Source organism: Bradyrhizobium sp. (genome assembly GCF_050014615.1).
GTDB lineage: Bacteria > Pseudomonadota > Alphaproteobacteria > Rhizobiales > Xanthobacteraceae > Bradyrhizobium.
In genome coordinates, this window is sequence record NZ_JBEKCZ010000246.1 from 1 (window position 1) to 11,068 (window position 11,068).

Here is an 11,068-nt window from a genome sequence, read left to right on the forward strand (position 1 = left end):
GAGGGATGCTGTTGGGATCGCGCGGCGCCGGCATCTGCCGCACATAGGCGTAGAGATCCGCGGCGTCCTGATCGGAGATCACGGCGGCTTCGTAGGGCGGCATCTGATTGGCCGGATGGCGAAGCTGATACAGAAAACCCTCGAACGGGAACTCCGTTCGCGAGATGCGCGGACCGGTCATCCGGGCACCCTGGCCGGCATAGCCATGGCACTGATAGCACCCGACTTGAGCATAGAGCGTCTTGCCGTTCGCGGCATTGCCCGTGGGTGCGGAATCCTGTTGGGCGGATGCCGGGCCGGCAGCCAACAGCAGGCCCGCCAGGCAGAGGATGATGTGCTTCACGGCTATCACCTCAGCGCGGTTGCATGACGACGTCGATCAGGGCGGGCTGACCGGCCTTGACGGCGGCAACGCCCTTGCGAATGGCCTCGGGCAGATCATTTGGATCGCTGACCGGCCCGATGCCGACCGCGCCGTATCCCTGCGCGATCCTGGCATAGTCGATGTTGGGATTGTCGATGGTGGTGCCGATCGGGACGTTGCGCAGGCCACGATTGTGCCGGTTCGCCATGCGCTGGACGTGCATGACCTCCTGGTGATAGGCGCGGTTGTTCTGGATGATGGTCAAATACGGAATGCCATGATGCGCGGCAGTCCACAGCGTATGCGGGGCCATGTTGAACTCGCCGTCGCCGGTGATGCTGACAGCCACGCGTCCGCCGGCGTCGCGGTGCGCGAGTGCGGCGCCGAGCGCAGCCACCGGCTGATAGCCGACGCCATACCCGCCTGAGCCGCCGATGAAGCGATAGTGTTTGTCCATCGGCCACAGCCGATGCGGCCAACCAGATGAAAAGTCGCCGTCCGACATCAGCGCCCAATCCTCCTTCTTGAGCTGCTCCCACAGCTCCATATACATCCGCGCGGAGGAGATCGGCGTGGCGTCCCATGCGAGCGCCGCCTCCGCGCGCGCGCGGTCCGCAAAGCCGTTAAAGGCGTCACGCATCTTCTGGCCGCGCGGCTCGGCGGATTTGTTGCCGCCGGGCGGCATCTCGCGCCTGATCGCTTCGATCAGGGACGGCAAGGTCGTTTGCGCGTCCGCGGTGATGTTGATGTCGGCACCGACGTAGCGCTGGAAGTCCTGGTAGTTGGAATGGACCAGCAAATCATGGGTCGAGATGCTGATCACCTTGACTCCCTTCTTGGCCTTCGAACTCACGGTGCGTTCCAGCTGGTCGCGCATGACATTGAGCTGGCCGTAGAGATCGACCGGCTCGAGCGACAGGATGCAGTCGGCTTGCGCGATCAGCCCGCCCGCCCGCTCCGACTGGCAAAGATAATGGGTGTTCGGCATGTTCATGCGCGACCGGTTGTCGACAACCGGGGCCTGCAGCAGCTCGGCAAGCGTGACCAGATCGTCCATCCCCTGCTGGGAGCGCGCGTAGCGATCCGCAATGATGACGGGAGCTTCGGCCGCGACCAGCATTTTGGCGGCCTCGCGCACGGCGTTGGCATCGCCCGCGGCCTGCGAGGGTTTGACCAGCCGCGGAATCGTGAGCTTGCGCTGGTCGCGTTCGTCCAGCGGACCTTCCTGCAGCTTGGTGTCCGCGGTGATGAACACCGGGCCCGGAGGCTGCGCACAGGCCAGCGCATAGCCACGCACCGTCGACTCGGCGAAATGCTGCAGCGACATCGGATAGTCGTCCCACTTGACGAAATCGCGCACCGTGGCGGCGCCGTCCTGCACGCTGTGGAACCATTCGACGCCGGGCCGGCGCTCGTCGAGCGCGCCGGCGTTACCGGCAAACACCATGATGGGAACGCGGTCGCAGTAGGCATTGTAGATGCCCATCGCCGCATGCTGGGTGCCGACCGTTCCGTGCACGATCGCCGCCATCGGCTTGCCGGCGACCTTGGCATAGCCATGCGCCATGCCGACCGCGACTTCCTCGTGCATGCAGGTCAGCCATTCCGGACGTTTGTTCTGCCCGTAATTGATGAAACTCTCTTGCATCGCGCGAAACGTCGAGCCCGGGCAGGCGGCCATGTAGTCCAGGCTGAGCGTCTTGCACACATCGACCATGAAATCCGAGCCGGTCTTTTCCGTTGTCAGCCGGTCGGCTTCCTGCGGGGTTTCGCGCTCGTTTGCCTTTGCGGCCGCGGTCGGCGGTGACGCGTTGCCGTTCGGCTTGTCTGGCGCCTGCGCCTGGACGGCTGCGGGACTCGCGATGGTGGCGCCGCCGGCGATGACCACCCCTTTCAGAAATCGACGGCGGTGCAATGCGGTCGATTCTGATTCAGTCATGGTCATTCTCCTCGTTTTTTTATCCCGCAAGCCATTGGCCCGGGGGTTTTTTGTACCAGCCGTAAAAGAGGCTACTGCATCGACAGGATCTTATCCAGATCGTGAGTCAGCCGCTGATCTTTGATGGTCGAGGTTGTTATCGAAGGGGAAGGCCAGGGGCGTGGCGCTTACTTCGTCGCGGAGAAACGGCTCTCGAACGAGTTGGTCGATACGATCGGCTGGGCGCCGGCGACCAGGCTATTGGCGGTGGGCGCAGGTGCGGCCGCGGCGTTATCGGTATCGGTCACCGATGGTTTCAGCGGCGGACGGTTGGCGGCCTGCTTGGTATCCGCCTTCGGTGCCGTGGTCTTGGGGATCGATGCTTCCGGACGCGGCGGTTGATCGTTGCGCTTGGCGTCGGCGACCTTTGGCTTGGCCGGAACGGGCACCGGCGCGGCAGCGGTTGCGGTGGTATCTGCGGTGGCGCCGCCGAGACCGACCTTGCGGGCGAGGCTGCTGAAGAAGCCTTCCGACTGTGGGGCGGCCTGTTGTGGGGTAGCCTGTGCGGCAGGCGCCGCGGAGGCTACGCGGGTCGTCGCGGGAGCGGACGACGTCGCCGGAGTAAGCGAAGCCACCAGCGGCTCGTCAGGGGACGTCACGGGCCCGCGCGGCGGATTGACCCCCGCGGGAATGGTGCCCGGCGCGCGCGAAAGCGCCAGCTGGAAGCCTTGGCCACCGCCGCTATCCGACAAGCCGGTATTGCCGTCGGGTATCCTGGCCGCGAACACCCGGTTCATGCCGCCGTCGATGCCGGTGTTGATCCGGGCGACCGGGGTTCCCCGCGCGACCAGTTTGGCGATCTCGGCCTCGTCCTGCTGCTGTTTCTCGCGCACCGCGTCGGCGACTTCATCCGGGATGACATAGGCAGGGCATTTGGCCGAGGCCTCGAACACCGGCTCGCGCTTGGCATCCGGCGCCTTCACGGCATCGAACACGTACTTCTTTTCGCAGAAATCGACCTTCGGCTCCTGCTGCGTCACTTCGAAATGATCGTAGCCTTCCTTGATCATTTTCCAGAACGGCATGTTCGGATTGTTGCGATGCCTGGCCATGTTGACCGGCGTCATCTTGAACGGATAGGCCTGAAACTGGAACGACTTCTGGCCGCCGAAGAAGGATTCACGTCCCAGCGAATAGATTTCCGCGATCTGTTCGTCGGTCATGGCGTAGCAGCCGCGCGACGAGCAGTCGCCATGCACCATCAATTCCGAGCCGGTATGCCCGAGCGACCTGTCGTAAGCGTTCGGATAGCCGGTGTTGAACGAAAGATAATAGGCCGACTGCGGATTCATCTGGCCCGGCGAGATCGAATAGAAGCCCTCCGGGGCCTGACGGTCGCCCTCGCGAACCTTGGGTCCAAGGTCGCCCGACCAGCGGCAGATCGGATAGGTCTTCAGGAGCGCGAAGCGGCCGGAGCGGTCCTGCTTCCAGACCTCGAGCTCGGCCTCCTGCTTGAACAGCCGGACCAGCATCGGCGATTGCAGGTCCATATTCTTCGCCACCATGTCGGCGACGAGCTTGGCCGGAACCGGCTGGTTGGCCTTGGCGTTGTTCGCGAGCGAAATTTCGTCGCTGTTGCAGCCGGCCAGCAGCGCACCGGCCGCGAGCGCGACTGTTGTGATGATCGCGCGAACCAGCGAGCGACAGATCAATGCAGAGCTCCACACCCGACGGGCACTACCCACACCCCAACAATAGCGTCCATGCCCTGAAGCCATTGAATAAAATATTATCCTTAAGCCCCCTTGGTCGCAAGCCGACAGGGGGTTGCGGCGGGTTCCACCTCAGGCATGGTGAACAGACATTAAATATCGATGTCGGGGCCTAATTGGGGCCAAAATGGCCGAATTCTGCAAAAGCCGGGGCAAAAGCGCCGGAAACGGCCGTCAAGGTTCATTTTCCGGCTAAAGGGGCCGCTTCAACCCAGCTTTCTGCCGATATCGAGGAATTTCTGCCGCCGCTGCTTGCGGATCGCGTCGGGATCGAGATGGCGCAGCTCGGCCATCGCCTGCGCAATGGCCTCGCCGGTGGTCGCGATCATGGCACCGGGGTCGCGATGCGCGCCGCCCGAGGGCTCTCTCAGAATTGAATCGATCACGCCAAAACGCAGCATGTCCTGCGCGGTGATCTTCATGCTGGTCGCGGCTTCCTGGGCCTTGGTGCCGTCGCGCCACAGGATCGAGGAAGCGGCCTCCGGCGAGATCACGCTGTAGATCGCGTGCTCGAACATCAGCACGCGGTTCGCTGTCGTGATGGCGATGGCGCCGCCCGACATGCCCTCTCCGGTGATGATCGCGACATTGGGCACGCCGAGCGCAAGGCAGGCGTCGGTCGAGCGCGCAATGGCTTCGGCCTGCCCGCGCTCCTCCGCGCCGATGCCGGGATAGGCGCCGGCGGAATCGACGATCGACAGCACGGGAATCCCGAACCGGTCCGCCATTTCCATCAGCCGGACCGCCTTGCGATAGCCCTCGGGCCGCGCCATCCCGAAATTATGCTTGATGCGCGATTCGGTGGTGGCGCCTTTTTCCTGGCCGATCACGCAGATGCTCTCGCCGCGGAAGCGGCCGAACCCGCCCACCAGCGCTTCGTCCTCGCCAAATTTGCGGTCGCCCGCCAGCGGCGTGAATTCCGTAATCAGCGCGTTGATAAAATCGCTCAGATGCGGCCGCTGCGGATGGCGCGCCACCAGGGTTTTCTGCCATGGCGTCAGATTGGCATAGAGGTCGCTCAGTGCCTGCGCGGCCTTGTCCTCGATCCGCGAAATCTCTTCCCCGATGTCGCTGCCGGTCGCCGCGAGCGCGCGCAGTTCATCGACCTTGGAGTCGAGTTCGGCGACGGGCTTTTCGAAATCAAGGTAACTGCGCATGTGATCCGGCATCAAATCAATATAAGGACGAAGCCGCAGGAGCGAAGCGGCTTCCGGTTGGCGTGAAGAAAGCTCGTATCTTCAACTATTTAGCGCACATTCCGACCCGGAATGAGTCCCTTTGCCAAAGCGCGCCACGGTCGCGGGCGGGAAGTGGCTCTTTCAGGGGAGAAGGCGCCGAAGTCAAGATGGCCGCGCGTGAGGCTATTTCTCCGCCAGCGGATGCAGGTCGCGCACCAGGCTTTTCAGGCGCTCCTCAACCACATGGGTGTAGATCTGGGTGGTCGAGATATCGGTGTGGCCGAGCAGCGTCTGCACGATGCGCAAATCGGCACCGTTGTGCAGCAGATGGCTCGCGAAGGCATGGCGCAGCACATGCGGGCTGACCAGCCGCGGCACGAGGCCGGCCGCCGCCGCCAGTTCCTTGAGGTCGCGCGCGAAATGTTGCCGCGTCAAATGCCCGCTCTCGCCGAACGAGGGAAACAGCCATTTCGAGCTTGCCGCGTTTTTCTTCTTCTCCGGCTTCAGCGCTTCCATCGCCGCGAGATACGCGGCCATCGCCTGTCGCGAAGGCTCGTTCAGCGGCACCAGCCGTTCCTTGTTGCCCTTGCCGCGCACCACGATCATGCGCGCGTCGCGGCGCGATGCCGAGCGCGGCAGCGCCACCAGTTCCGATACCCGCAAGCCGGTGGCGTAGAGCACCTCGAGCAGGCAATACAATCGCATCGCGCGAAGCCGCTGCGGCGCAGAGGTTTCCGGCGCCTCGCTCAGCGCCTTGGCGTGAACCAATAGCCGGTCGACATCGGAAATCGACAGCACTTTCGGCAGGCTGCGGCCGCGCTTCGGCCCGGACAGGATGGCCGCCGGGTCGTCGCCGCGAATGCGCTCGTTGAGCAGGAAGCGAAACAGATGCCGCATCGATGACAGCCGGCGCGCCACGCTCGATGATTTGAAGCCGCGCGCATCAAGATCGGCGAGATAGTCCCGCAACGCCTGCGTTTCGGCGCCGGCAAAGTCCTGCCCGAGGTGACCGAGAAAGTCCGAGAAATCCGTCAAGTCGCGACGATAGGCGTCGAGCGTATTGTCGCCGGCCCCCTGTTCCGCCGCGAGCATGTCGAGGAACAGGTTTATCAGTTTGGCGTCTGAGGTCTTGCTGGGGTGCATCCGCCAACCCTAGCGCCTATTTCTTGAGGAACTTGTCAGGGGGTATGTTGATGGTCATTTCCCGCGGTTTCGGGTTAACGAAATTCGCCAGCGCGAAAATCGTGCCATAGACGATCCCGCCGATCACCGCGACCACCGTCAGAAACCGGAACAGGCTGGGCATGTCGGAGCCTCAGGCGACGAATTAACCATTGAAATCATCGGGGGATAGCCTGATCTGACTACCACCATGTTCGTCACTTCGTTGCAAGAGTTACGGCAAGCGTCACTGGTAAGAGCCGGGACACCAGAGCATGATTCAACTGGGTTGAATCATGCTCGTCGTCCATCTTCTTGTTTGAGCATGATCTTTTCGGAAAACCGGTTCCCACTTTTCCGGATCATGCTCTAGCAACGGTATCGGCCGCGGTAGTATGGTTGCGCCGAACCGCCGCATCCGCGGCCATCGAGTGATCGCATGCCTGAGACAGCCATATCGGCCAGCGCCAGCGCAACCCAGGACGCCGAGATCTCGGCGGCGCTGGGAACGCGGTCGGTCGTGCTGGTGGGGATGATGGGGGCCGGCAAATCCACCATTGGACGGCGGCTGGCGCTGCGGCTGCGGCTGCCGTTTCTCGATGCCGATATCGAGATCGAGGCGGCGGCGGGCATGTCGATACCGGACATTTTCGAAACCCGTGGTGAGCCGGATTTCAGGGATGGCGAGGCGCGGGTGATCGCGCGATTGCTCGACAGCGGTCCGGGCGTGCTCGCGACCGGCGGCGGCGCGTTCATGCGCGAGGACACCCGCAACCGTATCCGCGACAAGGCCATCTCGATCTGGCTCAAGGTGGATGCCGATATCATCATGCGCCGGGTGAAGCGCCGCGCCGACCGTCCGCTGCTGCAGACCGCGGACCCCGAAGCGACCGTCGGGCGTCTGATCAGGGAACGCGAGCCGATCTATCAGTACGCCGATCTGACGGTCTGGTCGCGCGACGTGCCGCACGAAAAAATCGTCGATGAATGCATCGAAGCCCTGTACAGCCGGCTGTGCGGCGTGGCGAGCGCGCCTATGACATCATCATCGGCCGCGATGTGCTGCAATCGCTGGGCAAGCGTGTCGCCGCGTTGCGGCCGGGCGCGCGCACCGCCATCGTCACCGACCGTACGGTGGCAAAACATTGGCTGGAACAGACCGAGGCCTCGCTATCGGCTGCCGGTGTCGCCACGTCGCGCGTCGTGGTCGAGGAGGGCGAGGGCTCGAAAACCTATGCTGGTTTGGAACAGGTCAGCGAGGCGCTGATCGCGGCGAAGATCGAGCGCAACGATCTGGTGATCGCGCTCGGCGGCGGCGTGGTCGGCGATCTCGCGGGCTTCGCGGCCGCGATCCTGCGCCGCGGGGTCGATTTCGTGCAGGTGCCGACCTCGCTGCTGGCGCAGGTCGACTCCTCGGTCGGTGGCAAAACCGGGATCAACTCGCCGCGCGGGAAAAATCTTCTCGGCGCGTTTCACCAGCCGGTACTGGTGGTCGCGGATACCGCGGTGCTCGACACCTTGTCGCCGCGGCAATTCCGTGCCGGCTACGCCGAAGTCGCCAAATATGGCGTGCTTGGCGACGAAGCCTTTTTCGCCTGGCTGGAGGCCAATCACGCCGATATTTTCAAAGGTGGCGCCGCCCGCGAGCACGCGATCGCGACCTCCTGCCGCGCCAAGGCCGCGATCGTGGCGCGCGACGAGCGCGAGACCGGCGAGCGCGCGCTGCTCAATCTCGGCCACACGTTCGGCCACGCTTTGGAAGCCGCGACCGGCTTTTCCGACCGGTTGTTCCATGGCGAAGGCGTCTCCATAGGCATGGTGCTGGCGGCGGAATTATCGGCACAACTCGGGATGATCTCCGAATCGGACGCCACGCGGGTCAGGCATCACCTTGCCGAGGTCGGTCTGCCGACCCGGTTGCAGGAGATCGCCGGATTTGCCCAGGAAGGACTGGCCGACGCCGATGCGCTGATGGCGCTGATGGCGCAGGACAAGAAGGTCAAGCGCGGCCGGCTCACCTTCATCCTGCTGGAGGCGGTCGGGCGCGCCGTGATTGCTCCAGACGTCGAACCTTCGCGGGTTCGTGATTTCCTTAAAAGCAAAGTTGCAACCAATCGGGCGAAGTAAATAACGCGTCATGGACTGGTTTACGCCTTCCGTCGTCATTGCCTGTCTGTTGGTCTCCGCGTTCTTTTCCGCGAGCGAGACCGCGCTGACCGGCGCGTCGCGCGCCAGCATGCTGCGGCTGTCGAAGCAGGGCAATCGCGAAGCCGGCGTGGTTTCCAGCCTGTTTGCGATGCGCGAGCGGATGATCGGCGCGCTGCTGCTTGGCAACAACATCGCCAATATCGGCGCCTCGGTCCTGGCGACCGGGATCTTTACGGCGTGGTTCGGCGAGGTCGGCGTGCTCTACGCCACCGGCGTAATGACGGTGCTGGTCGTGATCTTCGCCGAGGTATTGCCGAAGACCATCGCCATCAACGCGCCGGACCGGGTCTCGCTTCTGGTGGCGCGGCCGATGAAGCTGATGGTCTATCTGCTCGGACCGCTGCTCACCGTGATCGAGGCGATCGTTCGTGTGCTGATGCAGGTGCTGGGCATCAAGATCGGTCACAACCAGCCGATATTGTCGCCGACCGAACGGCTGCGCGGCGCGGTCGACCTTCTGCATCACGAGGGCAAGGTCGAAAAGCAGGACCGCGACATGTTCGGCGGGCTACTGGACCTGCGCGAACTCCAGGTCTCCGATGTGATGGTCCATCGCACCGAAATGGTGATGATCAATGCCGACCTGCCGCCGGAAGAACTGGTGCGCGAGGTATTGGCGACCGAATACACGCGAATTCCGCTGTGGCGGGACAAACCTGAAAATATCATCGGCGTGCTGCACGCCAAGGACCTGTTGCGCGCGATCCGCGCCGCCGACGGCGATACGGCCAGGATCGACGTCTCGACCATCGCGCTGCCGCCATGGTTCGTGCCGGAGATGCGCCCGGTTTCCGAGCAGCTCAAGGCCTTCCGCCGTCGCAAGACCCACTTCGCGCTGGTGGTCGACGAATACGGCGAAGTCGAAGGCATGGTGACGCTGGAGGATATCCTGGAAGAAATCGTCGGCGATATATCCGACGAGCACGACGTGGTGGTGGCCGGCGTCCGCGCCCAGCCCGACGGCTCGGTGGTGGTCGACGGCTCGGTGCCGATCCGCGATCTCAACCGCGCGATGGACTGGCATCTTCCCGACGAAGAGGCGACCACCGTCGCCGGCCTCGTCATTCACGAGGCGCGCTCGATCCCGGAACGCGGCCAGAGCTTCACGTTCCACGGTTTCCGGTTCCGGGTGCTGCGGCGCGAGCGCAACCGCATCACGGCGCTGCGGATCGTCGCGGTGCCGCGCGAGGCCGAGGTCGAGGAGAAAAAGCCGAAGCGGGCCGGCACGGCGTTTTAGCCGTACCTCTGGTCGTCATCGTCCGCGAAAGCGGACGATCCAGTACGCCGTGCTGCCCACGTTCCGGCTTCGACGTCTCGGATTACTGGATACCCCGCTTTCGCGGGGTATGACGGCGGTGGGTAATATCTCAGCCCCGGCCTTCCCCCGGCGCCTGGGCCTGGATCGCCAAAGCGTGCACGGAGCCGGCCAATTCCCCCGCCAGCGTCGAATTTATCATCCGGTGACGCTCGATCCGGCTCTTCCCTTCAAAGGCCGGGGACACAATATAGACCCGGAAATGCGTCTCGCCGCCCGGCCGGTGGCCGGCATGGCCTTCATGAAGATGTGATTCGTCCGACACATCGAGGCTTTCAGGAGAGAAAGCTTCGCGCAACTTGTTGATGATAGTGTCTTTGGTGCTCATGGCGCGGCAATACGTCCATGACGGTTCTGCGTCAATGGCGCATCGAGAGTGAGGTATTCGCAATGTCAAGACTTGAAGCCTTTCGCATTGCGTTGTCATAGTCAGCCATGCCGATTGATTCATCCAAATTCTTCGACTCCATCCGGATCAAACCGAACAAGCTGAGCGCCAAGCAGCAGGCGCAGGCGCGTGAAGAATCCGCCATGTGCGAATGGCCCGATTGCAAGAACAAGGGGCCGCACCGGGCCCCCAAGGGCCGGGCCAATGACAAGGAATACTGGCACTTCTGCCTCAATCACGTCCGCGAGTACAATCAGTCCTATAATTTCTTCTCCGGCATGAATGCGGACGCGGTCGCACGCTACCAGAAGGATGCGCTGACCGGTCATCGGCCGACCTGGAAGATGGGGGCCAATACCAGCACCAAGAAGGGCAAGGGCAGCGCGGAGGCCGATCTGGAGGGCGCCGCCGATCCCTTCAGCATGTTCTCCGAGCTCAACGGCCGCGGCCGCTGGCGGCCCGGCCCGGGCGCCGAGGCCAAGACCGAAACCCGCAAAGTATTCAACGCCGAACGCAAGGCGCTGCAGGTGATGGGATTGGGCACCGATGCGACCTTGGAGACCGTCAAGGCCAAGTACAAGGCGCTGGTCAAGCAACACCATCCCGATGCCAATGGCGGCGACCGTTCCACCGAGGACCGCCTGATCGAAATTATCAAGGCGTACAATTACCTCAAGACCGTGGTGCGTGGCGCAAGCTAGCCTACCGGTCGTCCCGGCTGACGCCGGGGACCGCCACCGCTTCATCTGAAATCTGCTCCACCG

General features: G+C 63.5%; 10 protein-coding genes and 1 pseudogene. 4 read left to right on the forward strand and 7 right to left on the reverse strand.

Annotated elements, in window-relative coordinates:
• The 6 genes from ABR948_RS26590 to ABR948_RS26615 form a co-directional block, all read right to left on the reverse strand.
• The coding region (locus ABR948_RS26590) for a c-type cytochrome (protein ID WP_428123708.1) at positions 1-343 on the reverse strand (343 nt) is incomplete at its 3' end.
• A gap of 10 nt (positions 344-353) precedes the next feature.
• On the reverse strand, positions 354-2,303 hold the full coding sequence (locus tag ABR948_RS26595) for a thiamine pyrophosphate-binding protein (RefSeq protein ID WP_428123711.1): 1,950 nt from the start codon (positions 2,301-2,303) through the stop codon (positions 354-356).
• Positions 2,304-2,470: 167 nt separating this feature from the next.
• Positions 2,471-3,994, reverse strand: coding sequence for a L,D-transpeptidase family protein (locus ABR948_RS26600; protein WP_428123713.1), 1,524 nt, complete (start codon positions 3,992-3,994; stop codon positions 2,471-2,473).
• Between the two features lie 266 nt (positions 3,995-4,260).
• A complete protein-coding gene (locus ABR948_RS26605) occupies positions 4,261-5,223 on the reverse strand; it encodes an acetyl-CoA carboxylase carboxyltransferase subunit alpha (RefSeq protein WP_428123716.1) in 963 nt (320 codons plus the stop codon).
• 192 nt (positions 5,224-5,415) lie between these two features.
• Positions 5,416-6,375, reverse strand: a complete 960-nt coding sequence (xerD, locus tag ABR948_RS26610) for a site-specific tyrosine recombinase XerD (RefSeq protein WP_428123718.1) — start codon at positions 6,373-6,375, stop codon at positions 5,416-5,418.
• A gap of 16 nt (positions 6,376-6,391) precedes the next feature.
• Complete coding sequence (locus tag ABR948_RS26615; RefSeq protein WP_428123720.1) at positions 6,392-6,538, reverse strand: histidine kinase; 147 nt, start codon at positions 6,536-6,538, stop codon at positions 6,392-6,394.
• 294 nt (positions 6,539-6,832) lie between these two features.
• Here ABR948_RS26615 and ABR948_RS26620 point away from each other — a divergent pair.
• From ABR948_RS26620 to ABR948_RS26630, 3 genes and pseudogenes are all read left to right on the forward strand, one after another.
• Positions 6,833-7,447, forward strand: a pseudogene (locus ABR948_RS26620) (shikimate kinase); the annotation flags it as partial.
• The gene (aroB, locus tag ABR948_RS26625; RefSeq protein ID WP_428123722.1) at positions 7,381-8,520 is read left to right on the forward strand and encodes a 3-dehydroquinate synthase; all 1,140 of its coding nucleotides are present in this window, start codon (positions 7,381-7,383) and stop codon (positions 8,518-8,520) included. The pseudogene ABR948_RS26620 and the gene aroB, both read left to right, overlap by 67 nt.
• 10 nt (positions 8,521-8,530) lie before the next feature.
• Entirely contained in the window at positions 8,531-9,838 is a 1,308-nt protein-coding gene (locus tag ABR948_RS26630) for an HlyC/CorC family transporter (RefSeq protein ID WP_428123725.1), read from the forward strand.
• Between the two features lie 130 nt (positions 9,839-9,968).
• On the opposite strand, the gene ABR948_RS26635 is transcribed toward ABR948_RS26630, so the two are convergent.
• The gene (locus tag ABR948_RS26635; protein ID WP_428123727.1) at positions 9,969-10,244 is read right to left on the reverse strand and encodes a BolA family protein; all 276 of its coding nucleotides are present in this window, start codon (positions 10,242-10,244) and stop codon (positions 9,969-9,971) included.
• Positions 10,245-10,351: 107 nt separating this feature from the next.
• On the opposite strand from ABR948_RS26635, the gene ABR948_RS26640 reads away from it, so the two are divergent.
• The gene (locus ABR948_RS26640) at positions 10,352-11,005 is read left to right on the forward strand and encodes a J domain-containing protein (RefSeq protein WP_428123730.1); all 654 of its coding nucleotides are present in this window, start codon (positions 10,352-10,354) and stop codon (positions 11,003-11,005) included.
• Positions 11,006-11,068 lie beyond the last annotated feature (63 nt).